A 24,526-nucleotide genomic window follows, 5' to 3' on the forward strand; every position below is an offset into this window, starting at 1 on the left:
TTCTCAGTCCAGCTAGTCCCTTATTCGGAAGTGGTCTGGTACTTTTCGGCCAGTTCTGCATCGTAGCGTCGTGCAATATAGTCCAATTTGCCTGTTTCAAGCAATTTCAAAAAGACATCGACCAGCCTGGCGTCAAGATGTGTCCCGGAAATTCGCCGTAACTCCGCTGCAGCCTCTTCAGGTGGCCAGGCCTCCTTATAGCTGCGCTTGGAGGTCAGCGCATCATATACATCCGCCACAGCGACCAGGCGCGCCGCCAGCGGTATCAGATCGCCTTTCAGTCCGCGAGGATAACCACTGCCATCGACTTTCTCATGATGCGCCAGGGCGATATCCCTTGCCATGGCGTAGAAGCTGCCGTTTCCCAGCAAGCGCGCTCCGGCTTCGGCATGCTGCTGCATCTGCTGCCACTCGTCACTGTTAAGCCTGCCGGCTTTATTCAGTATCGAGTCGGGCGTTGTGATCTTCCCAACATCATGCATCATGCTTGAGAGTCCAATCTGCTCTACTTGGTCGTCATCCATGCCGATAGCTCTGGCCAGCTCCTCACAATAGAAGCGCACCCGGTTCACATGATTACCGGTTGTCTTATCCTTGTATTCGCACAGCAATGACAGTTTGGCGATGGTATCCATATGAGCGTCATGCAGCTCACGGGTTCTCTCAGCAACCCGCCGTTCCAGATGCGTATTGAAATCCCGCAGCTCGGAATTTGCACATTCCAGCTCCCGGTACAGCTGCCGCGTTCGAAGGTGATTCTGAATCCGGGCCCGGAATGCTTCATGCACAAATGGCTTGGTAATGTAATCATTTGCCCCTTCTGACAGCAGTGAGCAAAGCAGCTCATCCTGATCACGATGGGTTACGACAATAACCGGAATATGATCATAGTCGTTATTCGCACGCACCCTCCGGTTCAGTGCCCGGCCATCCAGTTCCGGCATTTCAATATCGGTAATGATCAGATCAACGTCATCATGCTGGCTGAGGTAATTCCATGCCTCCAGGCCATCACAACAAAGCTCACTGCTGCAGCCCATACTTGAAAGCAGTTCACCATACAGGTTGCGAAGGGACTTGCTGTCCTCAGCCACCAGCACTTTGTGCTGCTTACGCTGGCGGTACTGATCGATCAGAAGCCTGTCCTGCCGTTCGAGCACCGAACGAACCCGCTCGACAAGAAACGCGGGGCCTGAACGCTTATGAATGAAGTCGATGGCGCCGGCCTGAAAGCAGTTCAACCGAAGTTGCGCGGAGCTTTGAGAAGAAACGATGATCACCGGCAGCAGAAGGTTGGCTGGCTCAGACTTGATGGCTTCACACAGACTGATGCAGTCTCCGTCTTCCAGCTGCCCACCAATCAGCATCAGGTCGGGCTTTAACACTTTCAGTCTGGCAAGGCTGGCGGCTGCGGAGTGGAATGTCTCCACACCAATACCACACTCCTCCAGTATCGCTTTGTAGAATGCAGTCAGGGCCGGACTACCGTCGGCGACGAATACTTTTTGCTCCATCTGGGCATCCTTATTTCCGAGTCCCTTTTGGAGACCTCCGGTAACTCAGGCGCACCAGAGGAATCCAGAACAACCCCTGGAGCAGGGCTCCAACTTCCGGATCAGATTCAGTATCCGGCCTTTTCATGGCCAGCACAGTCAGTGTAGATAAGAATGTTAAGAATGGTATCTGCGGAGCCGCATGTCGCGGCCAGTCGAGCGGTACAGCGGGACAGGAGAGCCGGTCCCGCGCCTTTAGCGAGTGATCAGACGGAGAGGATATCGATCATTTCAGGTACCGGAGCAGCGGCCACACCGCGCAGTCCGTTACCTTCGGCGATACCGTGAGCAAAGCCCAGCTGCAGGCCCTTGAAATCAAAGAGTTCCGTATCGGCAAGATGGGAAGGCACAACGTTCTGCAACGAGCGGAACATTGTCTCGATACGGCCCGGGAATCGCTGATCCCAGTCCTGCAACATCTCTTTAATCACCTGGCGTTGCAGGCCATCCTGAGAACCGCAGAGGTTACATGGGATAATCGGGAACTCTTTCAGTTCGGCATAGGCGGCAATATCTTTCTCGCGTGCATACGCCAGCGGACGGATCACCATGTTCTTGCCATCATCGGATACCAGCTTCGGTGGCATCGACTTCATTTTTCCGCCATAGAACATGTTGAGGAAAAAGGTTTCCAGAATATCGTCCCGGTGATGACCCAGGGCAATTTTGTTGGCCCCGATCTCTTCGGCATAGCCATACAGCGTGCCACGACGCAGACGGGAGCAAAGGGCACAAGTGGTCTTCCCTTCCGGTACCACCGACTTCACCACCGAGTAGGTATCCCGTTCCAGCACCTTGAAAGGAATGCCAATGCCTTCCAGATAGGCCGGAAGAATATGCTCCGGGAAGCCCGGCTGTTTCTGATCAAGGTTTACAGCCACCAGCTCAAAGCTGATCGGCGCACTCTTCTGCAGGTTCATCAGGATATCAAGCATGGCATAGGAGTCTTTGCCCCCTGACAGGCACACCATCACCTTGTCGCCATCTTCAATCATGTTGAAGTCTTCGATTGCCCGCCCCATTTCACGACGCAGACGTTTCTGCAGCTTGTTCTGTCGGGTCTTACGCTTTTTCTGCTCGAGTTCCAGGTCTTGCGCTTCGCTCATTTCGCCTGCCGCTGATCGCTGTTGCTAATTAAAAGGCGGCGATTATACCCCGGAACAGCGGACTGCTAAACTGCGAATATTTCAGCACCCGTGCGATCAAGGAGAAGAAAACGGATGTCATTCCTCAAAGCCCCTGCCCGTTTCGTTGCAAAACAGCTACTACTGCCGCTGATCTGGCTGTTCAGCCTGCCACTTCAAGCGGGTCCGGTCATGACGATGGAGATCAAAGGCGAATTTTCCCAGAACTACCTCAAAATTTATGAAGCACTGGAGCAGCACCGTTTCTTTGTGGTGTTCGAGCCTAATATCGGTCAGTCGGTGTCACGCTTTAAGGACCGCTGGAAGGAGGACTACAACCGTAATCAGCTCGAAGAGATCCAGAGCCTGGTGTTCTGTAACCCCTGGTATGTCAATCAGGTCAGCAATAAGGACCCGCAAATGCTGGCGCTGTGCCCGTTGTCCGTTACCCTGACACAGAAATCCGGCATCACTCAGATTTACTTCCTGCGCCCCTCCCAGATCAACCCGCAGAGTCCGGCCCAGCCGATACTGGAAGAGCTGGAAGCGGATATCGTCAAGGCGCTGAAAACCGCTGTCACAACGGATTAAGGCGACAACCACTGAATCTCGCGGGCGGTGCGCTCACCTACCACCGCCTGCTTCAGGCTTTTCGGCATCAGCGCCCAGCCCGCGCTCACCTGTACCCGCCCGCCCATAATCTCGGCACGGGACTGAGGCAATAGCGGTTTCCGGTCCGGGTCGGCATAGCCATCAGGCCAGAGCGGAAAGCTGGTACGCGGATCATATTTATCGGTGGCCCCCAGGGTGTGTAATAGCTCATGGGCGGCGACGAAGTTATTGCGGGCCTGATAATCAATACTGGCGAAGCCGTTCACCACACCGATCATCCCCTTCTGTAATCCCAGGGAATGGGCCAGAACACGGTCGTAATCCGGGGTAAAGAAGCGCATATAGATCTTGATATCCGGCTCAGGCCCCTGCCAGTTATCATTATTCCAGGCCCAGTAGCGCATCTTCAGGCTCCAGATAATACTGCTGAGTACACTCTGGTTCTGCGGCGGTTCCGGCGGCTGTACTTCCAGCGGCGGCGCCAGTTTAACTTCGAGGGGCTTATCCAGAACCACCCCATAGCGCTGCGCCTCGCGTGCCATAAAGCGTTCCATATCCTCGAAGTGATCTTCGCTCAGGGCATTCACATAGAGGCGGGTGATGGGCAGCTGATCGGCAGCGATAGGATAGACAACAGCCCAGAGAGGTTCCTGCCAATCGGTTGTGCGGGTTTGAGACAGCCAGGTATTCACCGACACCAGCAGGAGGATAATCAGTAGTAACAGTATCCGTACAGCACGATATCCCGACATGCACTCCCTGCCCTCAGCTAAGAATTAGGAGCAACCCTGCATAACGGATTGCCTTTCCGAGTGTAATCATCAACAGGCAGAAAATAAAATTCAGGCGCAGCCAGCCGGCAACAAAGCAGAGGGGATCACCCACCAGCGGCAGCCAAGAGAGCAACAGAGCCCAGGGGCCGAAGCGCTGCAGCCAGCCAAACGCTTGCTTTTGCCAGCGCTTGTCCGGTGCCCTGAGGGGGTAGCGAGCTGCCAGCCATAACCCCATCAACAGGGTAACGATCCCCCCCAGGGCATTGCCGGCACTGACAGCGCCCCAAAGCTGCCATCCGGTATAGTCCGGCTGTTGCAGCATCCAGATAAACAGTGCTTCAGAGCCTCCGGGAAACAATGTAGCCGATATAAAACCGCTGACAAAGAGAGCCGCCAGCGATCCGCTCATCCCAGCTCCAGTCCCATCTTAACGCAGCGCAGTATGCCCATTTCATAGACGCCGGCCAGCGCGTCATACACCGGTTTCAGCGACTGACCAGCTTCGCGCTGGCACTCCAGCATCACCTGCTGGATATGACTGAGTTCATTGTCCGGTAATTCGACCACATCCCGCAGCAGCAGCTGACCGGCTCGAATCCCCTGCGCCAGGTGACCGTAGATCACATTCACCGACAGTTTCTGCGTCCGCGCCACCTGCTCAACCGTCATGCCGGTCTGATAGAGGGTTATCGACTCACTCACCTGGGCGGCCCCGCTGTTATCCGGTGCCTTGGCAAATTCCTCCAGCACAGCGAGGAACGGGTCACCATAGAGTTCCAGCTTGCGCTCTCCCACACCGTTAAGCTTGCGCAGTTGCTGGTGATTACCGGGGCGGTACATCACCATCTCCATCAGCGTTGCATCATGGAAGATCACATAAGGCGGAACATCCTGCTCATCCGCCAGCGACTTACGCCGGGCCTTAAGCGCATTCCAGAGCGCAAAGTCCTCCGCCTCCAGCTTGTTCTGTGGAACCTGTTCCTTACGGTAGCGTGACTGCTTACGGCCATCGCGCCTTAATTCCAGCGTTTGCTCTCCACGCAGCAACGGGCGGCATTTATCCGTCAGTTGCAGCACTCCGTGCCCCTGTGCATCTACATTCAGGAATGAACGCGCCACCAGCTGCCGGAATACCGAGCGCCACTGGTTCCGGTCCAGCTCCTTACCGATGCCCCAGGTGCTGAGCTGATGATGCCCCAGAGACTTGAGCTTATCGTTGTTACTTCCCAGCAGAATATCCACTACATGGGTCACGCCATAGCGCTGGCCACTGCGATAGACCGCTGACAAGGCCTTGCGTGCAGCCTCGGTCCCATCCCAGACCGGCACCGGCTCCAGGCAGGTATCACAGTTACCGCAGGCCTGGTGGTCCCGTTCGCCGAAATACGCCAGCAGCGTCTGGCGGCGACAGCTGGTTATCTCGCAGAGTCCGAGCATCGCCTCCAGTTTCTGCCTTTCCACCTGCTTGTGCAGATCATTGCCCTGGGAGGATTCCAGCATCTGGCGCAGGAAGATCACATCCTGTAAGCCATACACCATCCAGGCATCGGCGGGCTGACCATCTCGACCGGCACGTCCGGTCTCCTGATAATAGGCTTCGATGCTCTTAGGTAAATCAAGGTGGGCAACAAAGCGCACATTGGGCTTATCTATGCCCATGCCGAAGGCGATAGTCGCCACCATAATCACCCCCTCCTCACTGAGGAAACGGTGCTGGTTGTGGTGGCGGATGTCGTTGTTCAGTCCGGCATGGTATGGCAGGGCGTTAAAGCCTTTTTCACAGAGGAAAGCGGCGGTCTCTTCCACCCGCTTGCGGGACAGGCAGTAGACCACACCGCAGTCATTAGGGTGTTCGTCACGCAGGAAGTGCAGCAACTGATCCTTGGCCCGGTCTTTCTGACCGATGCGGTAACGGATATTCGGGCGGTCAAAGCCCTGGATAAACTGCACCGCATCCCTGAGTTCAAGCCGGTTGATGATCTCCTGACGGGTGCGTTCATCAGCCGTGGCGGTCAGTGCAATACGGGGCACGCCGGGGAACAGTTCTCCGAGGCGGTACAACTGCAGGTACTCGGGGCGGAAGTCATGCCCCCATTGCGACACGCAGTGGGCTTCATCGATGGCAAACAGTGCCAGCTGACACTGCTGCAGTAATTCGAGGGTACGCGGCTGGAGCAGGCGCTCCGGCGCAACATAGAGCAGGTCGAGCTGACCACAGCGCAGCTGGTGCTCTGTCTCGGAAAGCAGCTGGAAGTCCATACTGGAATTGAGACAGCCGGCTCGGATACCCCATTGGGACAGCGCGCTGACCTGATCCTGCATCAGGGCGATCAGCGGCGAGATAACGATCGCTACACCGGGGCGCAGCAGCGCCGGTATCTGATAGCAGAGTGATTTGCCACCGCCGGTGGGCATAATCACCAAAACATCCCGGCCCGAGGCCAGGTTCTCAATCACCTCATCCTGCGGCGTCCGGAAATCGTCGTAGCCGAACGTATCACGCAGTATCTCTCTCGCCCTGTCAATCATGGGCGGCATTATCCGCAAAGCGTGCAGATATGTCATCCGGCAATGCAATAATTCAGTGTTCCGGCGTCACGGGGCTTTTGTTAGCACCGTTTCCGAGTACAATCTACCCGGCATAATTTATCTGGAAGAAAACACATGACCGCGATGAACAATCAGGCTTTAACCGGCGCTGAAATTGATACTCTGGACGACTTTCTGTACTCCGATGCTGCGCCAGAAGAAGCGCTGGATTTTGTCGGCGTCCACGGCCTGTTTTGTGCCCTGAATATCAGCAGCGCGGAGGTTGATCGCGATAGCCGTCTGGCACTGGTATTTGATGGCGAGCCGGCCTGGGAATCTGATGACCAGAAGACTGAGATCATCTCCCTGCTGGACCGCCTCTATCAGAATATCGGCAGCACGCTGTATAACGACCAGCCGATGGATTTCCCATGCTACCTGACGCTGGAAAAAGATGAAGAAGGCGATGACAGCCAGCTGATCTTCTGGTCACAGGCATTTATGGAAGCCGTATTTGAGCAGGAAGAACACTGGTTTGGCGCCCGCGAAGAGGAAGTGGTCGAAATGCTTCTGCCGGTAATGGTAGCCTCCGACCTGTTCGAGGAGCCTGAGTTTAAAGAGATTCGCAAGAATGCTGCGCTGGCTGAGGAAATGGTCGCCCAGATCCCTGAGCTGCTGGTTGATCTCTACCTGTACTTCCACGCACCTGACAAATAACGTTATCAGGTTGCAGGCCCGGACTAGCGGGCCTGCGCTCGGGATTCAGACAGCGAAGTCGATCTGCTGCACGGTACCCGCTTCACCGTTCTCGGTCAGATAGAAGCCACTCTCACGCACCCGTCCCAGGGTCTGATTGTCCTCACCCTTTATATCGAAAGGCGTCTCAGAAGCGCCGAGGTAGATCGCCCCTATATCGCGTTCTTTCAGCGTTTCCAGCGTATCTTCACCCAGATGCTTGTTCCACAATCTGAGTTCACTGAAGATTGAATCGGCCTCGTCTATATAGCCATTGCCATCCTCATCGTACTGCGCCAGATCAGCAAAGCCATCGCCGCTCAGAGCACCGAACAGTTCGGTACCATCATTGATCTTGCCATCTTTGTTCAGATCCAGTGCCAGCATGGCACTGTTCTGCCCAAGGAAACTGATCAGCTCATTTTCGCCGTCGGCATCCAGATCAAACTCATACTGCTCCGGCGACAGGTCCGCGGCATTACCTTCAAAGTTAATCACCAGCGGATCTTTGAAAACAATGGAGCGGGTCTCAGAATAGGTTACGGTTTCCGAATAGCTGCGCTCCATCTGCAGGTTGAGGTTGAGATCAATACTCTTACCATCGGCGGTCTGTACCTTGCCACAGGCCTGGAAGCTGGTGCATTCATACTCTTCGACATGACGCGACATCTGGACGTTAACCTGCAGCTCCACCGGCTGAAGCTGCAGCTGGCTCTGATAAGCCTGCTGCAATTGGTTATTTGCCTCCTCGGCTTCGCCGGAAGAGAGGTTTTCAGGCAATTCGGTGGTGACCACTTCTTTTCCGGTCAAAGCTTCCAGCAGGCCCTTCCACATCATCGCCTTACTGTTTTCCTGAGCCATATTCCGGGCCTCTTTGGCCTCTTCGGCACGGAACTTCATCCCTTCGTCGGTCATGACCAGTACAGATGGCTGAACGGCGCCCTCCTCATCGGCTCCGCCTCCCTGCATGGAGGCAAAGGATTCGAAGAAGCTGGCGGCGCGGCTCTGGAACATCCCCTGAAACTGACTGAACTGGGCGCCAAAACCACCCTCCTGCTCGATTGAGCCTACCGATTCGGTTAAGGAAACTGAGGATGTTTTCTGGTGTTCGGCACTGAAATGAACACTGCTCTGTTGGATATACATTCTACTCTCCCTGAGTATGGATAGTTTTTCTCAGCACGAACAAACCTGCTGCGGCATTCGATTAAAGCGCCACAGTGCTTATGACAGGCATACAGAACCCCCTACTATTGCCGGCGGGCAATAGCAAAATTCAGGTTTCTACGGCGAAAAACAAACAACACCCCTTCCCCGGCGTAAAACGGCAAAAACCTGCCTGAACCGAAGAAACAAATACGGGCGACTGCGCCGGTCTGGTCTACTGAGATTAAGCGTTATCTAAAAAATCTATCGGTGGGTATCAGCTCTCCTGAAAAATACTCCGCGCTATCAGATTGCCTGAATAGCCCGGGTTCCAAGGCACTCAGGGCACTCGGTCCGTTCAGTTCCTGCAAATCAGCAGCGCCAGCACGTAATTTTCTGTTGTTTAATGAGTCAAGCCAGATGGCTTCGAAGTACCTTTTCCAAAGTCCGATACGAAGAAAGCACCAGCTTTAACTGAAACACAGCAAAATACGGGCCTGTTTTCACAACATTCAAAACGGCAATCAGAGTTCAGGAATAAGGGCGGCGGTGGGCTGCCCCAGGAAACTGAAAAGAAAAAGCCACCGCAGATGCAGTGGCTTTCGATCGGAGTATAGAAATGGCGGCCAGCTAATCCGGCCTGGAGATTAATATCGCATCAAACGACTTAGCAGGATTAGCGCAGCACGACCCGACTCTGTCCTGCACGCTGTAATAACCGGACCCGGTCACCGGCACGCAGAAACTGGCCCTGCTCGACCTCCTGCACAACAGACAGCACCTGGCCATTATCCATCACAACAGTGATTTCCTGGCCCTGGGCACGGGTTGCTGATTCCTCTGCTTTATTACCCAGCGCGCCACCGGCAACGGCGCCCAGCACGGTGGCGATCTGGCTACCACGGCCACCACCGACCGAACTACCGGCAATACCACCAACAATGGCACCGGCGCCGGTACCAACAATACCATCCCGACGCCCTTCAATGACCACAGGAGTCGCAGACTCTACTACGCCGTATCTTACCTGCTGCACTTTGCGGGCATCATTACGGGAATAGGTCTCACCTGTCAGCCCTCCGGCACAACCAGCCAGCAGCGTGGAACCCATAAGGATCGCCGCCAGGGTTACCCTCATCTTGTTCATAATAAGACCTCTTATCGTATCTTCAGTACCAGCTGACTCAGCCAGGACCACAACATCTCTTTTAACTTACGGTGCCAGGGGCGCTTCTGCCACTCATCCCAGGTGACCGCCTCACAGTGCTGAATATCATCCTGTAACACCGCCACCGCCTGAGCAATGAACTCTGCATCTGTGACCTCAATATTGGCTTCCAGGTTCCAACGCAGGTTCCAGTGATCGAGATTGCAGGAGCCAACCGATGACCAGCCATCGACTACCGCCATTTTAGCGTGCAGAAAACGGGGCTGATATTCATAAATTTTCACGCCCGCCCTGAGCAGGCTGCGGTAGTAACGCTTGGATGCATGAAATACCCAGGGCTGGTCGGTATAAGGACCGGCAATCAGTAACCGCACCTCAACCCCCCGACGGGCAGCCTTGCGCAGCGCCGAGCGTACAGAGAGCGAAGGCAGGAAGTAGGCCGTCATCAACCAGATATGATTTTCTGCATGATTTACCCGGTTGAGAAAGCTGGCCTTGATATCCTGCTGGTACATCCCCTGCACCGTCGTTACCCGCACCGAGGCATCTCCTGCCACCGCATGGCCACCACCGGGAGGCAAACGATTGGCGGTACACCGGGCCCAAAGGGCGTTATAAACATCGACCAGATCCGCCACCACCGGTCCCTGAATGCGCACCATCAGTTCATGCCACGGACATCCACGTCCCTCTGATAGCCAGTATACATCGCTGATACCTGTACCACCGATGAACGCGACCTGCTGATCCACCACCAGCAGCTTGCGGTGATCCCGGGCAAAGTTGCGGGTAAACTTTTTAAGATGCAACGGATTGTAGACCACCAGGTCTACCCCGGCCCGTTCAAGCCGGATCCGGTCACTGTCCTTAAACTTCAGCCCCCCGAAGCCATCCAGGATTATCTTGACCATAACTCCGCGCCGGGCAGCGGCGATCAGCTCAGTGATAAACTTGTCAGCAATCTGCCCGGAGGCAAACAGATAGAATTCCAGCAACAGACTGTGCCTCGCCTGAGAGACAGCCTCCAGCATGACGGGAAAAAACGCTTCCCCGTCCACCATCAGTTTGAGATGGTTTCCATCCCGCCAGGGAAATCGTTTACGCATCAGATCCTACTACCGGTTGTTCGGGAGAGACCGTTCCCTCCGCCTGAGAGAGTGCCTGCAGTACGCCGTAGCTTAATGCTGATGCTGGCCATAGAGACGGGCATAAAGCCCCTCCTGCTGCAGCAGCTCTTCATGCTGACCCTGTTCTGCAATAGTCCCGTCTTCAAAGACATAGACATGATCAGCCTGTTTTACGGCACTGAGGCGGTGCGCAACGATGATGGTGGTGCGGCCCCGCAGGAATGTCTGCATAGCACGATGCAGGGCAAATTCAGTCTCGGTATCCAGCGCCGACGTTGCCTCATCCAGAATCACGACCTTTGGATCTGACAATACCATTCTGGCAATCGCCAGACGCTGCCGCTGACCACCGGATAGCCGCACACCCTGGCGCCCAACCCGTGTTTCAAGCCCGGCCTCCAGCCCTGAGACAAACTGATCCAGCTGGGCAATCCGCAGGGCATGCCAGAGCTGCTCTTCACTAAAAGCTCGCCCCATCATCAGATTGCTGCGCACCGTGCCATTAAACAACGCAGGCTGTTGCAAAACCGTTGCAACATGCTCCCTGACAGTCTGCAGGCCAATCCGATCGACAGGCACACCATCAAACAGCACCCTGCCACTGTTGGGGGTATAAAGACCGAGCAATACCTGCACCAGGGTCGATTTACCTCCGCCGCTGGCACCTACCAGCGCAATCTTCTGCCCGGCGGCAATATGCAGGGAGATACCTTTCAGTACTTCATCTTCAGGGTGATAACCGAAACGGATAGCCTCGAGTGTGACCGAAACCGTGCGCGCGCCGGCGAACGGATCAGATAACGTCGGGTATTGGGGCTCCTGTTCAAGCTCCTGCAGCCGGTTGATCCTCAGTAACGCCGCTTTAGCCGCATAGTATGAATACTGAATATGCAGCACTTCCTGAACGGGTCCCATCATAAACCAGAGATAACCGAACACCGCCATCATCTCACCAACACTGAGATCGGAGAACACCACCATCATCATTGAGAGGGCGCGAAAGATATCGAAACCCACCAGGAAGACCATAAAGCTCAGCCGAGATGCCGCGTCACTCTTCCACTCATAGGCTGTAGAGTAATCCCGCACCTGGCGCGCCGAATCAACCAGAGAACTCAGGTAGTGACGCTCGCGATTGGCCGCCCGGATCTGCTGAATCGCATCGAGCGTTTCGGTGAGGGCATTCTGGAATATTTCGAAGGCGCTGTTTTCATTCTTCTTAAGGTGCTTGACCTGCTTACCGATAACCGTCGTCAGGTAGATCACCACCGGGTTGAAAAACAGGATAAACAGCGCCAGCTGCCAGTGCATCCAGAGCAGAATAAAGGCCGTCCCAAGTATGGAGAGCGAGGCGATCAGCAATTTGCTCAGCGAGCTGCCAACAAACTGGTCAACAGTGTTCAGATCGGTAACGAAATGAGATGCCACTGCGCCGCTGCCGAGCGTCTCATATTCTGACATTGAGATTTTTTTCAGCCGCTCCAGCAATCCGGCCCGCATGCGATAGATCACATCCTTGGAGATAATCGAGAACTGACGCGACTGCCAAACCGATAGAGCCAGGCCGATACAGCGCAATACCACGGTGACGGCAAGGACAGCACCGATATAGAGTACCGGACCATGCCAGTCGTCTGGAAATAACGGGTTCAGGGTCTCAACGATCAACCCCGGTTGCTGCAGTAAAACCTCATCTACCAATAGCGGCATCAACAGTGGCAGAGGCACCAGCGCCAGCGTTGCCAACATGGCAATCAGGTTAGCCAGCAGCAGTTCCCGCCTATGCTCCAGGGCGACCTGAAAGACATATCGCCAGTTGTATATCTGTTTATCCATCAAAGCCACGTCATCCTGTTTCGGGGCATGCCTCCTGCAACGGCAGTAAGCGCAAGCGGCAGAAAGCTGTAAATATTCTTTAATATATAGCTTAAGTCTTAAATACGTATCAGGACAGACAATGGATGCGCTCCCGACCGGCACCTCATCTCAGATGACAAGACAGCGAACCCTGTGGAGCTTGATATAGGCCAGAAACGAAAAAGCCGGCAAATGCCGGCTTGTTAGCAATGGGAACAATTGGGGCCGGTAAAATCAGGCCTGCAGCATCTTATAAAGCTGATCTTTCAGATGTAGCCGCTTGAGTTTGAGGTCAGCTTCCGTTTTGGTGCATACCGGCTCCACTTCCGATTCCATCCGCTCAACGTCTTTGGTGACCACGTGATACTCATTAAACAGACGAGAAAAATGGGCGTCATTCATTTTCAGATTATGGATGCGCTCGCGATGTTCTGGAAATTCGTGAAGCAGATCATGATGCTCAATGCTCATTAAGGGATTCCTCTTTCCTTTCCTTTGGTCTGACTTCAGTGTCTCGCTAACCCTCTTCCGGGACATTGATATCTATCAAAACCCGCTACAAATGGATCACAATCGCTCAACGTAACAGCTCCGGCCCGGATAAACACCGACGAAAAAAACCGGTACGCGCAAGCCCGTACCGGCTGAAAGTTCCCTTGAAAACACTGGTTTCCCAGATATTCTCCGTGAGAAAGGAGAGCAGTCAATCTGCCCATGAGGCCAAGAGTAAAGCCGTAGGCTTTTCTCACTTTGATATACAGCATACTGCGTGCCAGTTTTATATTAAGGCCTGAAAATTCCGATTAACTCCGCCAGCGAAGAGACTCTGATATCGGTCAGCTCGGGCCAGTGACGATCCCCGGCATCTACATGTACAGTGGCACTTCCCGCTCCTTTTCCCGCCTCCAGGTCATACTTAAAATCGCCGACCATCACACTCCGCTCTGGCGATATATCCCATTGATTTAGAAGGACTTCTATACCATGCGCATCAGGCTTTGGCCTGGCTTCATCACGCCCCAGAATAGCCTCCTCTTCAAAGTAACCGGCAATGCCGATCGCCGTCAGAGAACGGATAGCCACTTCCCGCGTGTTACGGGTCAGAATACCTAAAGCAACACCCTGTTCCGCCAACAAGGCAGTCAACTCCCGGGCCCCCTCTGCAGCCTGCGCCTGTGAAGCATAAAAGTGCTCCCACTCGTCCAGCTGCGTTCTCATGGTGCACTGCACACCAGCGGGCTGAGCCTCTATATAGCCCAGAATATCTTCAGCGGCGGGGATCCCCAGCGCCTGCCTGATACGATCAAAATCGTGAACGGGCCGGGTCAGGGTGCCATCCAGGTCGAATATCCAACCGCTACATTGTGCCAGTCGTTGCATAGGCCACTCCCCTGCGACATCGTCCGGACAGTTTTGACCGGGCTAAAACGAAAACAGGCCGGTAACGCACTGCGCTACCGGCCTGTCCACAGATACCAGCTTCAGTGGTTACTGGAAGCAAGTGTCGTCAAACGGATCCAGCGGGTTTTCCAGCAGAGCGTCCGTTGTACGATAGATAATACGGCCTTCAAACTTTAGACCTTTGGTTGCAAACCAGCGATCCAGTGTCTCCAGCTCTTCTTCGGTATCATTGGATTTCGTCCAGCTGGAGATAACGTTGTAGAAGTAAACGCCAAACAGACCAGCAGCGGCACCCAGGAAGAAATCGGAGCCCATTGCAAATACAAGTGTAACGATACCTGCAATCCAAACCTTACTGGCACGTGCGTGCTTATGGCTTTCCTGGATTGCATCATGACGCTCTTTCAGGCGCATGTAACGACGAAAATTCTGTTGGATATCAAATTTATCGCCCGCAGCGAGATGTTGTTCCATATCTGATCCTTGCGGTAGTTCAGTTTGTTTTTTACCGAGTATAACCAAAGCGGGGGAAAGCTTCTCCCCCAACTTTTTATCTAGAGAATTCAACAGGCTCTATAAAACGCTGGCGTTCAGCAAAAGCTGGATGCGCCGTTGAAGCCTGGCCATTACTCTACCGCAGCCAGGCTCTTGCTGACTACCTCATAGACATCTTTCGACAGCTCACCACTGTCCATAATCCGCCCCAGCTCTGCCTTCATCAGCGCCTGGCGATCAGCATCATACTTCTTCCAGCGTGTCAGCGGTGTCAGCAGCCTTGATGCTATCTGAGGATTGATGCGGTTAAATTCAATCACCTGGTCAGCGAGGAAGCGATAGCCGGAGCCGTCCGGGCGGTGGAAATTCAACAGGTTCTGATTACAGAACACGCTGATAACCGAGCGCACCTTATTCGGGTTCTTCATATCGAAGGCTTCATGCTGCATCAAGGCGACCACCCGTTCCAGCGCTCCCTCTTTCACATCTGAAGCCTGTACTGCCAGCCACTGGTTGACCACCAGCGATTCATGCTGCCACTGGTCATAGAACTTCGCCAGTACCTGCTGACCTGCTTCGACAAAGTCGGAGTGAACCACCTGCCCAAGCGCCGCCTGCTGGTCGGTCATGTTATCCGCATCGGCAAACTGGGACTGAGCGAGGCTAAGGTAAGCTTCATTGTCCAGCGCGACCAGATAGGACAGAGCCAGGTTTTTCAGGCTGCGACGGGCCACTTCCGAGGCGTCAGGACGGTAAGCTTCAAGCGTCTGGTGACTGTTATAGGTCGCGAGGAATTCTGATTCAAGGGCTTTAGCCAGCTGACGGCGGATAAACTGACGCACCTCATGAATCGCTTCAACATCAACCACATCTGCAAGTTCTGCCAGATAGGCCTCGGATGGCAAGGTCAGGATCTGGGCAACCATTGCCGGATCCAGAGACTCATCGGTTAATACCCGACGATAGGCGTCCACCAATCGCTGATCGAGTTGCATCTGCGATGGATAGGCTGCCACCAGCTCCTGCATGATACCGACAGCCAGCTTCTGGGATGCATCCCAGCGGTTAAAGCCATCACTATCATGTGCCATCAGGAACAATAACTCGTCACGGCTATAGTCGTAACTCAGCTTCACAGGCGCAGAAAAGCCTCGCAGCAGTGAAGGAACCGGCTTAGCGCTGAGGCCTTCGAAGCTAAAGGTCTGCTCGGATTCCGTCAGATCCAGTACCTGAGTTGTCTGCCCTCCGTCCAGAGGCAGGTCACTGCCCTGCTGATCCAGCAGTCCCAACGCCAGAGGAATGTGGAAAGGCTGTTTGTGCTTCATATCCGGTGTTCCCGGGCAGCTCTGACGCACAGTGAGCTGATAAACCCCGGTACTTTCATCAAAGCGATCCTCCACCTGCAACTCCGGCGTACCTGCCTGACTGTACCAGCGACGGAATTGGCTCAGGTCACGACCCGAAGCGTCTTCCATCGCATCGACAAAGTCATCCGTTGTCACTGCTTTGCCGTCATGACGATCAAAGTAGAGGTCAGATCCCTTTCTGAATAGCTCAGGCCCCAACAGGGTATGAATCATACGCACCACTTCGGCACCCTTTTCGTAGACGGTCAGGGTGTAGAAGTTAGATATCTCTATAAAGGAGGCGGGTCGTACCGGATGTGCCATGGGACCGGCATCTTCCGCAAACTGGGCGGTACGCAACAGGGTGACATCCTCGATACGTTTAACGGTACGCGAGTTCATATCGGCGGAGAACTCAGCATCACGGAAGACGGTAAAGCCCTCCTTCAGGCTAAGCTGGAACCAGTCACGGCAGGTAACCCGGTTACCCGACCAGTTGTGGAAGTACTCGTGCGCCACCACGCCTTCAACACGCTGAAAAGCCGCATCTGTGGTGGTCTTAGGGTTAGCCAGCACACAAGAGGTATTAAAGATATTGAGTCCTTTATTTTCCATGGCCCCCATGTTGAAGAAGTCCACGGCAACGATCATAAAGATATCCAGATCGTACTCGCGGCCATATACCTCCTCATCCCACGTCATCGAGCGCTTCAGCGATTGCATGGCATAGTCGAGCTTATCCAGATCCTTCTTTTCGGCAAAGATCTTCAGCTCTACCGGTCGACCTGACGCGGTCGTAAACTGGTCTTCGATATGCTCCAGATCCCCGGCAACCAGCGCGAACAGATAAGCTGGTTTAGGAAACGGGTCCTCCCAGGTTACCCAGTGACGCCCGTCCTCTTCCTGGCCCCGGGCGATCGGGTTTCCGTTCGACAACAGTACCGGGTAGCGCGATTGCTCGGCCTCGACCGTGGTGGTGAATACGGACAACACATCCGGACGATCCGGGTAGAAGGTGATACGGCGGAAGCCTTCAGCTTCACACTGGGTACAGAACATGCCATCGGACTTATACAACCCTTCAAGGGAGGTATTATTCTGCGGTTCGATACGGGTTACGATCTCCAGCGTGAGCTGATCCGGCGTGTCCAATAGGGTCAGCAGCTCGCCCTCACGCGAATACTCGGCCTGCTGCAGCACACCACCGTTAACCGCCAGGCGCAGCAATTCCATCGATTCGTGCCCGAACAGCTGCAGCGGCAGCGGCTCGGCATGCTGGGTATTGCGCTGCATCTGCAGCTCTGCCCGTACAATGGTCTCTTCCTCGTACAGCTCAAATCGAAGCGTGGTTTTATCTACCGAATATGCCGGTGCCTGATAATCCTTGAGGTAAATAACCTGTGGTTCCTGTGACATAACTTCACCCTCGCGTTCAGGCACTGAATGCAACCTGATAGGCGGTAAACTTCCGAATGTTGATGACGCCAGTATCCAGTATCAGATACTGCCCCTTGATACCCTGCAGCACACCGCTGACTTCTGCCGTTTTATCAAAATTAAAGCTGGTAACCTTCTGAGGATAGTTGAGAACCGGATAGCTGATCTCAAGCTGTTCTGCATCCGGCAGGCGCTGGATCGCCTGCAGGCCAAACTGCTGCTCGAGCCCGGCCAGCCCCTCAGCACAGAGTTCAAATAACTCATCCCGCTTCAGCGACAGGTCCATCGGATCAACCTGCCCTTTCAGCATGGCCCGCCAGTTGGTTTTATCAGCAACATGCTCTCCAAGCAAACGCTCAACCAATCCCGACTGCAGGCGGGTCGAGACCCTCAGTATCGGCAATGCCTGAATCGCGCCCTGATCCATCCAGCGCACCGGCACCTGAGTGCCCCGGGTAATCCCGACTTTCACGCCCGAAGAGTTGGCCAGATAGACGATATGATCCTGAAAACAGTTACGCTCGCCCCAGTCAGGGTCGCGACAGGTGCCTTCCGCAAAGTGACACTTCTCCGGGCTCACGATACAGCTGTCACATTGAGGAAGTTTTTTGAAGCAGGGAAAGCAGTAGCCCTGGCTAAAGCTCTTTTTGGTTTTTCGGCCGCAGCCAATACAGTTAATTTCCCCCTTGTATTGCAACAACACCGGTTGCCCGATCAGCTCATTAAGGGGGATTTCGGAATCGCCGACCGGCAGCCGGTACTCAACCGTATCTGCCAGCCGGGTGCGCATTTTCTGTAAAGCACCGGATGCCAACTCTTGCATGGATGTAATCGTCTTGTCAGAGAATAGCGAACAGGCTGATATTCTGGCCGGCTCTCAGCCGAAGAGAAACAGCCTCTGCGAAAGCCAGTGCCGGATATCAGTCAAGGAGCTGGACTGCTCTGTTCGCTGTATTTTAGTTATCAGTCAGTATTTTCAGCGGCTGCGGTGCCAGAGGGTCTTCACCGTGCTGGGAGCCATCCGACTTGGTACGGTCGATAAAGCCGACACGCTCATGCTCAGGCTTTTTCTGATCATAGTGAATGACCGCTCGCAGACAGATAGCGCGCTGTTCTTCACTCAGGCGCCGCCCATCAGGCCACTTTCCCAGCTCAACAGCAGTCTTCAGCGATTCATGCATTTCGGGTGTCATTGCTGCAATCAGTTCTTCGTAAGTCATGCACGACTCCTTCATAAACGGAGCAGGCAGTTTACCACAGCCAATCCGGCACCATCACTTGGCAAAACAGCGATTGCTGCCAGGCTCAGGAGTCGGAACGGAAACTGTCGTATCGTGACATGAAACCCACCACAGCCTTCTGCACCCGTAATCGATTGCGTAGTGACGGGATATGGGTGTCGTCCAGCTCCAGCAGATCACAGAAGCCAGGGAGCAGCTCTCCTGCCTGCCGCGCCAGACGCCCGGCATCAAAATAGATATCCTGCCTGGCGAGGATCAACTGGACCGGACGGGTCCAGTTGCGATAGCGGACAGGTGCATGAGGCCCAGGCGGGTATTGGGTGACAGCCCGCTGATAGCGTAACGCCGCCTGATAAAACTCAAATAGCGCTGGCCAGTCCGGTGCCATAACCGGCCTGAGCAAGGCCGCTCTACTTTCATCAGAGGGCTTCAGGCAATGCCTTATCCACGGCACAATAATATGGCGCATCGGTCGCCAGAAGGGTTTTTCCAACCCCGCCGGGACAATCAGAGATGCGCAACCCACGCGATGCGGTGCCAGCGCTACGGTATCAAGCAGCACCGCCGCCCCGAAAGAGATACCGACCATCGGACAACGCTGGATATCGAGCCGATCAAGCAGTGCCAGAACCCAGCGACCGTATGCATGTCCGCCAGCGCTCAGTGCGTCACCGGCAGTACGGCCGGTATGTCCAGGAAAGTCCGGCGATAATACCCTATAGTGTCGGGTCAGCGGCCAGACCATCTCCAGATTAAAGGGGGCCGGTGTATGCATACCATGCAGTGCCAGCAGTACTGGTCCATCCTCAGGACCTGCCTGCATCAACCAGACAGGCCCCTCAGCGGTATCGATATAACAGCCGGCTGCCTGGCCAGGCAGCCGGTTTAGCTGGGCATCATAGAGATGATCGATATGGGGATTCAGATCGTTCATTCAGGCATCACCTTCCACTTCGGTGGTTGCGCCATACGATGAATCAGACAGAATATCAGCGGGAGATCAGACGACCGATGGGTACAAAAAATAAACCGGCCACCAGCCCGGCCAGGTGAGCGGTATTGGCAATCGATCCAAAGCCCATCGCTTCCAGCGCCCCGGTATAGCCCAGTGCAAGCCAGAAAAGCATAAACCCCATCAACGCCGGCGGCAGCCCGACCGGATTAGCGGGATACTTTCTATCCCAGAGCCAGGCATAGCCCAGCAACCCGAAAACAACACCGGACATACCTCCAAACAAGGGGCCGCTGACCAGATACTGGGCCACGTTGGCGAGCAAGGCCGATGTAGTAACCAGCCCCAGTAATGCCCAGACGCCCTGACTCCGCTCTATACGCGAGCCAACCACCCAGACCCAAAGCAAATTAAACAACAGGTGGGGCAGACTGAAATGAAGGAACATAGGCGTCAGCAATCGCCAGATCTCAAAGCTTGCCAGCGAGGATAGCAGTGTATCGGCATAGAGCGAGCCGTCGCCGACCACCACTGCGGCAATAGTAAAGCGGCCCGTGAGATCCCAGTTGTCGCCGAACCCGGTCAGAAACGAAAGCAGCAGACTACAGCCAATCAATGCACAGGTCAGCCAGCATTCGCCAATACGGTCCCGCCAAGCCGGAATATGCTGCTGTTGCTCAACCTGGACAGTGTCCAGGTCCAGGCCACCACGCCACATGTCATAGAGCTTACAGATCTGTTCCGCATTAACGCTACGGCCAACCCATAGCTGCTGCTCCTGATCTGCCTCTAGAATCCGGTGGGGGATCTGATAGCGCCAGAGAAAATCGGCAAAGGGCTGCAGATCATCCTGCAGCGGAGCAGACAGCACCTTGATCATAAGGGATACCGCAGATTACTCATTCACTTCTCTCTTTACATCAACCCAAACAAACTTATCGGGCCTGATCTCTGTCTCATCATCGAGCCGGTAAGCAACCAATTTACCGTACTTAACTGCACTATAGTCGAGACAGGCGATATTGCTGGTGATCGGCTGCGGATTGCCTTCACGCCAGTAATGGCCGATAAACAACAGCGGCTCTTTTTCACCGTAAAAACTGAGATCTTCCAGATTGCTCCGGGTCAAGGGCAAGCGGGCGACATGCTCAGGCAGCGGATCAGGCTGAAACACCACATCAATATACTTTTGCGGATTACGTGCCCAGAACTTGGTCCGGAAGAAGCTGCGTTTAAAGCCGTCTTTACTGATCATCTGTTCGCCATTCGGAAGGCGCAGGTGCGTCCCCCTCAGCAAACGATCCATCAGTGTCCATTCGAAGCTGCCATTTACAGCAGAGCGGTGCAGTAAGCGCTCACTGAAACAGTTACCCCCATACAGAGTTCTGAACTGATCGATCAGGTCCTGTTGCCAGCAAGCATGAACGACCCGGAAATGTTCATGTTCCAGATAGATCGGCATGGTCATAAACCAGTCAAGAAAGTCTTTCTGATCCTGAGGATGGTTAGCCAGCTGTTCGAGGGTTTCCTTAAGTATCCTGAAATGGCGCGGCGTACGTTCACGCAACCACTCCATATCACTACCCTGCTCGCCCGGCGTCAGGTAACAGAGCACATTATACTCATGGTTGCCCATCACGATTTCAGCATTGCCGCGGCTGACCATATCGTAGACCAGATGCAGCGCTTCCCGAATTCGAGGTCCGCGATCAACGATATCGCCAAGAAAGATCACCTTTCTTGTTGGATGTCGGTATACGCCGGATTGTTTGCTATAACCCAGTTTTTGCAACAGCAACTCCAGGCTTTTCGCACAACCGTGCACATCACCGATCAGATCAACTCCTTGTCTGGTATGCGCCACATCAATCTCCCGGTTTTGTCCCCCACCCCAGCTTTTCACGACAAGTGCTATAGAAGTCGTAGTCCAGAGGGTGCAGCAGTTTAAGCTTATTAGGCTTCTTATGGATGGTGATGGTATCTCCCGGCGCACAGTTAATACTGTTCTGGCCATCGCAGGAAACTGTCGGATACATCTCATTATCCTCGCTGATCACCAGTTTCAGCTCGCTATTACCATCCACCACAATAGGACGGCTGGACAGCGTGTGCGGAAACATCGGCACCAATACCAGCGCATCGAGACGGGGGTGCATAATCGGGCCACCGCCGGAAAGGGCATAAGCCGTTGAGCCTGTCGGAGTTGAAACGATCAGGCCATCGGATTTCTGGGTGTATACAAACTGACCTTCGATATAGAGCTCAAACTGGATCATACGGGCAGCCTTGCCCGGGTGGAGTACACAGTCATTCAGCGCCATCGCTTCACCGATCGGCTCGCCACCGCGTTTGACCACGACATCCAGCAGGAAACGGCTTTCAACGATGTACTTTCCGTCCAGCACCTCCCCTACTTTCTGCTCAATCTGGTCCGGCGCGATATCAGTCAGAAATCCCAGATTGCCACGGTTAACCCCCAGCACAGGAACATGACTGGATGCGATCGAGCGCGCAGCCCCCAGTAAGCTGCCGTCCCCCCCAACAACGATGACAAGATCGCAGATCTCTCCCATCATCTTAGGTTTACAGATCTGCAGCCCGTGGCCAGGCATCACCTCTGCAATTTTCTGATCGAGCACACAGGTCATACCGCGATCATGAAGGTAACGAATGAGGTGCTTGAGGGTATCAATTACAGCCTTACTGCCCAGACGGCCAATAAGACCAACGTTGCGAAAATAGTCCATCCGACTTATTACTCCAGATAAGTTTTGCAGCGCAACAAAACAGTCATTATAAGATGCACATGCAGCAAATAAAGCCCTATACCAATAAACTACGTGCTCCCTGCAGGCCGCCGGTGTGAACCACCATCACCTCGCTGCCAGACGGAAAGTACTCCTCCGCCAGCAGCTGCTCCAAGCGTAACATCAACTTCGCCGTATAGATTGGGTCCAGAGGCAGCTTATATTGCAGCCCAAACCGTTCGATACAGCTACGCACATCAGCACAGACCCGACCGTATCCGCCAAAGTGACCTTCAAGATCCAACTGCCAGTTATGGCGATCAGCAACGCCACTCTCTGCGAGCAGGCGAGCAATATCATCACGAAGGAACTCTCCCTGCTTCAGCACAGGCACAGAAAGAACCCTGATACCATCAGCCACTCCGGCGGCAAAGCCTGCCGTGGTGCCACCGGTCCCTGCCGCCAAAAGGATATAATCAGGCGATTCAGAACTACACAGCGCCTCTGCCAGCTCTGCCACGCCTTTAACCGCCAACCGGTTACTCCCCCCTTCCGGGACAATATACCCGGGGCCTACCACCTCTAGTAGCTGCTGCAGGTATTCAGCATCGCTGCGCCGCCGATAGGTTTTCCGGTCAACGAAGTGCAGCTTCATGCCCCAGCGCTGACAATCCCGCAAGGTCGGGTTTTCTGCATACTCCGGCTCGCCACGGATAATCCCAACCGTTTCGAGTCCCATATTGAAACCGGCCCAGGCCAGTGCATGAATATGATTGGAATAGGCACCGCCAAAACTGATGACACGGGGATACCCCTGATCCTGAGCGGCGAGGAGGTTGTATTTGAGCTTGTACCACTTATTTCCGCTGACCAGGGGGTGAATAAGATCCGTGCGCAGCAGCTTCACCCGAATATTCCGGGCACAGGAAAGAGAGAGCAATTCCACCGGCGGCAGCCCGGTACCTCCGCTCTGAAAAAGATTTGAGACCATTTAGACCCGACTCGTGACAGATATGCCACTAGCATGCCCCGCCTGACAGGACCGGACAAGAGCCCAATATTAACTACATCGGATTAATGCGAGGGATACAACTAAAAGAGACTGCCTTTTTTCAAGACCTAGAGGTACTGGCAATCTGCCAGGGGGGGCGCTGCGGCCTGTATAGCTTCGGGTGCAGGCAAACTGAAAACCTGATTTCCGCCAGACTGCTTAGCCTGATACATCGCCTGGTCAGCGCGTTGAACCACCTGATCAAGCCCTTCTCCACCGTGGGTTTCGGAGACCCCCATACTGAAAGTCACACTGTAGTCTTTCAGCTCTTCTATCTGTAAAACAGATGCAGAAAACTTTAACCGTACTCGCTCAGCCAGACACACAGCCTTATCCAGAGCGGTTTCCGGCAGTATCAGCATGAACTCATCCCCGCCATAACGAAAAGCACTATCCACTTTACGCAGATCTGCGTTCATGACCTCTCCAACCAGCTTAAGAAGACGATCCCCCATAAGGTGGCCGAGATTATCATTTACGGCTTTAAATCGATCCAGATCAAAACAGATGAGGCTAAGAGGACGGTTATAGCGATGAGCCTGCTCAAGCTCCGTGGCTAGAATCTTGTAAAAGTGGCGCTGGTTATGCAGTCCGGTTAATTCATCGGTAATCGACAGCTTTTCCAACTGTGACTGCAACTCACGCTGCTGAGACATATCATGAAAAAAGCCGATGCTTCCCACTTCTTCGCCATCAACAATCACCAAAGAAGCCGACAGACGTATAGGGAGCCTGGAACCATCCTTGCGAACAAGCATGGTTTCAAACCCTTCAAGCTGTCCCGGCTCACCATTAACATCACCGTAGATCAAATGCTTGATCTGACGCGCATGCGACTTACCCGGATATATGTCCGAGATATGCATTAAACCGAGAACCTCTTTCAGGGAGTAGCCCAACAGCTTTTCAGCAGCTGGATTAAATACATTGATAGTACCCCAGCGATCAACGCCAATAATCGGATCAGGGCATAGAGAGGTTAGTTTTTCGGTATCAACATTGCGCATAGAACTACAACCACCATCGAAAATCCAAAACGAGGCGTGGTTACGACAGAGACAGGAACAAACGCACTAATCCACTGTGCAAACCAGACTGAAACTAGCTTAGATCAGTGGCAGTAGAATTCAATAGGAAAGTAAGAAAAAAGAGGGATGGTGGGCGTAGACAGGCTCGAACTGCCGACATTCTGCTTGTAAGGCAGACGCTCTCCCAACTGAGCTATACGCCCA

Annotated in this window: 23 protein-coding genes and 1 tRNA gene; 2 read left to right on the forward strand and 22 right to left on the reverse strand. The window is 54.1% G+C overall.

What is annotated here, in order from left to right; all coding sequences use genetic code 11:
* Positions 1–20: 20 nt before the first annotated feature.
* Together Q354_RS24995 and ttcA are read right to left on the reverse strand one after the other, a co-directional pair.
* A complete protein-coding gene (locus Q354_RS24995) occupies positions 21–1,514 on the reverse strand; it encodes a response regulator (protein WP_051559979.1) in 1,494 nt (497 codons plus the stop codon).
* A gap of 245 nt (positions 1,515–1,759) precedes the next feature.
* Positions 1,760–2,659 (reverse strand): tRNA 2-thiocytidine(32) synthetase TtcA, encoded by a 900-nt coding sequence (ttcA, locus tag Q354_RS0107750; RefSeq protein WP_027857100.1) that lies wholly within the window; start codon positions 2,657–2,659, stop codon positions 1,760–1,762.
* 114 nt (positions 2,660–2,773) lie between these two features.
* Between ttcA and Q354_RS0107755 the strand changes: the two genes are divergently transcribed.
* Entirely contained in the window at positions 2,774–3,268 is a 495-nt protein-coding gene (locus Q354_RS0107755; RefSeq protein WP_027857101.1) for a DUF302 domain-containing protein, read from the forward strand.
* Here Q354_RS0107755 and Q354_RS0107760 read toward each other — a convergent pair.
* The 3 genes from Q354_RS0107760 to recQ are packed head-to-tail and all read right to left on the reverse strand — an operon-like array spanning position 3,265 to position 6,591.
* Positions 3,265–4,041, reverse strand: coding sequence for a hypothetical protein (locus Q354_RS0107760; protein ID WP_027857102.1), 777 nt, complete (start codon positions 4,039–4,041; stop codon positions 3,265–3,267). The genes Q354_RS0107755 and Q354_RS0107760 overlap by 4 nt on opposite strands.
* A 13-nt stretch (positions 4,042–4,054) precedes the next feature.
* Positions 4,055–4,471: a YqaA family protein gene (locus tag Q354_RS0107765; protein WP_027857103.1), complete on the reverse strand. Its 417-nt coding sequence runs from the start codon at positions 4,469–4,471 to the stop codon at positions 4,055–4,057.
* On the reverse strand, positions 4,468–6,591 hold the full coding sequence (recQ, locus tag Q354_RS0107770) for a DNA helicase RecQ (RefSeq protein ID WP_027857104.1): 2,124 nt from the start codon (positions 6,589–6,591) through the stop codon (positions 4,468–4,470). Before recQ ends, Q354_RS0107765 begins: the two co-directional genes overlap by 4 nt.
* A gap of 135 nt (positions 6,592–6,726) precedes the next feature.
* Here recQ and Q354_RS0107775 point away from each other — a divergent pair, with 135 nt between their 5' ends.
* Positions 6,727–7,308 (forward strand): YecA/YgfB family protein, encoded by a 582-nt coding sequence (locus Q354_RS0107775; RefSeq protein ID WP_027857105.1) that lies wholly within the window; start codon positions 6,727–6,729, stop codon positions 7,306–7,308.
* Between the two features lie 45 nt (positions 7,309–7,353).
* On the opposite strand, the gene Q354_RS0107780 is transcribed toward Q354_RS0107775, so the two are convergent.
* The 17 genes from Q354_RS0107780 to Q354_RS0107860 form a co-directional block, all read right to left on the reverse strand.
* A complete protein-coding gene (locus Q354_RS0107780; protein ID WP_027857106.1) occupies positions 7,354–8,472 on the reverse strand; it encodes a hypothetical protein in 1,119 nt (372 codons plus the stop codon).
* A gap of 676 nt (positions 8,473–9,148) precedes the next feature.
* Positions 9,149–9,619, reverse strand: a complete 471-nt coding sequence (locus tag Q354_RS0107785) for an outer membrane lipoprotein (RefSeq protein ID WP_027857107.1) — start codon at positions 9,617–9,619, stop codon at positions 9,149–9,151.
* An 11-nt stretch (positions 9,620–9,630) separates the two neighbouring features.
* Complete coding sequence (locus Q354_RS0107790; RefSeq protein WP_027857108.1) at positions 9,631–10,746, reverse strand: phospholipase D-like domain-containing protein; 1,116 nt, start codon at positions 10,744–10,746, stop codon at positions 9,631–9,633.
* A gap of 72 nt (positions 10,747–10,818) precedes the next feature.
* The gene (locus Q354_RS0107795; protein ID WP_027857109.1) at positions 10,819–12,603 is read right to left on the reverse strand and encodes an ABC transporter ATP-binding protein; all 1,785 of its coding nucleotides are present in this window, start codon (positions 12,601–12,603) and stop codon (positions 10,819–10,821) included.
* A gap of 255 nt (positions 12,604–12,858) precedes the next feature.
* The gene (locus Q354_RS0107800; RefSeq protein WP_027857110.1) at positions 12,859–13,095 is read right to left on the reverse strand and encodes a YdcH family protein; all 237 of its coding nucleotides are present in this window, start codon (positions 13,093–13,095) and stop codon (positions 12,859–12,861) included.
* 312 nt (positions 13,096–13,407) lie between these two features.
* Positions 13,408–14,004, reverse strand: a complete 597-nt coding sequence (locus Q354_RS0107805; RefSeq protein ID WP_027857111.1) for an HAD family hydrolase — start codon at positions 14,002–14,004, stop codon at positions 13,408–13,410.
* A 108-nt stretch (positions 14,005–14,112) separates the two neighbouring features.
* Positions 14,113–14,499: a hypothetical protein gene (locus tag Q354_RS0107810; protein WP_027857112.1), complete on the reverse strand. Its 387-nt coding sequence runs from the start codon at positions 14,497–14,499 to the stop codon at positions 14,113–14,115.
* Between the two features lie 152 nt (positions 14,500–14,651).
* Complete coding sequence (pepN, locus tag Q354_RS0107815) at positions 14,652–17,282, reverse strand: aminopeptidase N (protein WP_027857113.1); 2,631 nt, start codon at positions 17,280–17,282, stop codon at positions 14,652–14,654.
* Between the two features lie 16 nt (positions 17,283–17,298).
* Positions 17,299–18,126: a DUF2797 domain-containing protein gene (locus Q354_RS0107820; protein WP_027857114.1), complete on the reverse strand. Its 828-nt coding sequence runs from the start codon at positions 18,124–18,126 to the stop codon at positions 17,299–17,301.
* Between the two features lie 133 nt (positions 18,127–18,259).
* Positions 18,260–18,523 carry a YeaC family protein gene (locus Q354_RS0107825; RefSeq protein WP_027857115.1) on the reverse strand — a complete coding sequence of 88 codons (264 nt, stop codon included), beginning with the start codon at positions 18,521–18,523 and terminating at the stop codon, positions 18,260–18,262.
* Positions 18,524–18,608: 85 nt separating this feature from the next.
* Complete coding sequence (locus Q354_RS27275) at positions 18,609–19,478, reverse strand: alpha/beta fold hydrolase (RefSeq protein WP_027857116.1); 870 nt, start codon at positions 19,476–19,478, stop codon at positions 18,609–18,611.
* 55 nt (positions 19,479–19,533) lie between these two features.
* The gene (locus Q354_RS0107835; RefSeq protein ID WP_027857117.1) at positions 19,534–20,376 is read right to left on the reverse strand and encodes a rhomboid family intramembrane serine protease; all 843 of its coding nucleotides are present in this window, start codon (positions 20,374–20,376) and stop codon (positions 19,534–19,536) included.
* A gap of 15 nt (positions 20,377–20,391) precedes the next feature.
* Complete coding sequence (locus Q354_RS0107840; RefSeq protein ID WP_036228918.1) at positions 20,392–21,360, reverse strand: metallophosphoesterase; 969 nt, start codon at positions 21,358–21,360, stop codon at positions 20,392–20,394.
* 1 nt (position 21,361) lies between these two features.
* A complete protein-coding gene (locus Q354_RS0107845) occupies positions 21,362–22,243 on the reverse strand; it encodes an NAD(+) kinase (protein WP_027857119.1) in 882 nt (293 codons plus the stop codon).
* Between the two features lie 76 nt (positions 22,244–22,319).
* Entirely contained in the window at positions 22,320–23,234 is a 915-nt protein-coding gene (locus Q354_RS0107850) for a 1-aminocyclopropane-1-carboxylate deaminase/D-cysteine desulfhydrase (protein WP_051559980.1), read from the reverse strand.
* A 128-nt stretch (positions 23,235–23,362) separates the two neighbouring features.
* The gene (locus Q354_RS27280; protein WP_051559981.1) at positions 23,363–24,301 is read right to left on the reverse strand and encodes a sensor domain-containing diguanylate cyclase; all 939 of its coding nucleotides are present in this window, start codon (positions 24,299–24,301) and stop codon (positions 23,363–23,365) included.
* A gap of 148 nt (positions 24,302–24,449) precedes the next feature.
* A tRNA-Val gene (locus tag Q354_RS0107860) sits at positions 24,450–24,525 on the reverse strand.
* Position 24,526: the final 1 nt, after the last annotated feature.

Origin of the sequence: Marinobacterium jannaschii DSM 6295, assembly GCF_000620085.1 — a bacterium.
GTDB lineage: Bacteria > Pseudomonadota > Gammaproteobacteria > Pseudomonadales > Balneatricaceae > Pontibacterium > Pontibacterium jannaschii.

Bases quoted from the DNA above. Each gene is read 5' to 3' on its own strand.
- Q354_RS24995 (WP_051559979.1), bottom strand. From the start codon at position 1,514: ATGGAGCAAAAAGTATTCGTCGCCGACGGTAGTCCGGCCCTGACTGCA.
- ttcA (WP_027857100.1), bottom strand. From the start codon at position 2,659: ATGAGCGAAGCGCAAGACCTGGAACTCGAGCAGAAAAAGCGTAAGACC.
- Q354_RS0107755 (WP_027857101.1), top strand. From the start codon at position 2,774: ATGTCATTCCTCAAAGCCCCTGCCCGTTTCGTTGCAAAACAGCTACTA.
- Q354_RS0107760 (WP_027857102.1), bottom strand. From the start codon at position 4,041: ATGTCGGGATATCGTGCTGTACGGATACTGTTACTACTGATTATCCTC.
- Q354_RS0107765 (WP_027857103.1), bottom strand. From the start codon at position 4,471: ATGAGCGGATCGCTGGCGGCTCTCTTTGTCAGCGGTTTTATATCGGCT.
- recQ (WP_027857104.1), bottom strand. From the start codon at position 6,591: ATGATTGACAGGGCGAGAGAGATACTGCGTGATACGTTCGGCTACGAC.
- Q354_RS0107775 (WP_027857105.1), top strand. From the start codon at position 6,727: ATGACCGCGATGAACAATCAGGCTTTAACCGGCGCTGAAATTGATACT.
- Q354_RS0107780 (WP_027857106.1), bottom strand. From the start codon at position 8,472: ATGTATATCCAACAGAGCAGTGTTCATTTCAGTGCCGAACACCAGAAA.
- Q354_RS0107785 (WP_027857107.1), bottom strand. From the start codon at position 9,619: ATGAACAAGATGAGGGTAACCCTGGCGGCGATCCTTATGGGTTCCACG.
- Q354_RS0107790 (WP_027857108.1), bottom strand. From the start codon at position 10,746: ATGCGTAAACGATTTCCCTGGCGGGATGGAAACCATCTCAAACTGATG.
- Q354_RS0107795 (WP_027857109.1), bottom strand. From the start codon at position 12,603: ATGGATAAACAGATATACAACTGGCGATATGTCTTTCAGGTCGCCCTG.
- Q354_RS0107800 (WP_027857110.1), bottom strand. From the start codon at position 13,095: ATGAGCATTGAGCATCATGATCTGCTTCACGAATTTCCAGAACATCGC.
- Q354_RS0107805 (WP_027857111.1), bottom strand. From the start codon at position 14,004: ATGCAACGACTGGCACAATGTAGCGGTTGGATATTCGACCTGGATGGC.
- Q354_RS0107810 (WP_027857112.1), bottom strand. From the start codon at position 14,499: ATGGAACAACATCTCGCTGCGGGCGATAAATTTGATATCCAACAGAAT.
- pepN (WP_027857113.1), bottom strand. From the start codon at position 17,282: ATGTCACAGGAACCACAGGTTATTTACCTCAAGGATTATCAGGCACCG.
- Q354_RS0107820 (WP_027857114.1), bottom strand. From the start codon at position 18,126: ATGCAAGAGTTGGCATCCGGTGCTTTACAGAAAATGCGCACCCGGCTG.
- Q354_RS0107825 (WP_027857115.1), bottom strand. From the start codon at position 18,523: ATGACTTACGAAGAACTGATTGCAGCAATGACACCCGAAATGCATGAA.
- Q354_RS27275 (WP_027857116.1), bottom strand. From the start codon at position 19,478: ATGAACGATCTGAATCCCCATATCGATCATCTCTATGATGCCCAGCTA.
- Q354_RS0107835 (WP_027857117.1), bottom strand. From the start codon at position 20,376: ATGATCAAGGTGCTGTCTGCTCCGCTGCAGGATGATCTGCAGCCCTTT.
- Q354_RS0107845 (WP_027857119.1), bottom strand. From the start codon at position 22,243: ATGGACTATTTTCGCAACGTTGGTCTTATTGGCCGTCTGGGCAGTAAG.
- Q354_RS0107850 (WP_051559980.1), bottom strand. From the start codon at position 23,234: ATGGTCTCAAATCTTTTTCAGAGCGGAGGTACCGGGCTGCCGCCGGTG.
- Q354_RS27280 (WP_051559981.1), bottom strand. From the start codon at position 24,301: ATGCGCAATGTTGATACCGAAAAACTAACCTCTCTATGCCCTGATCCG.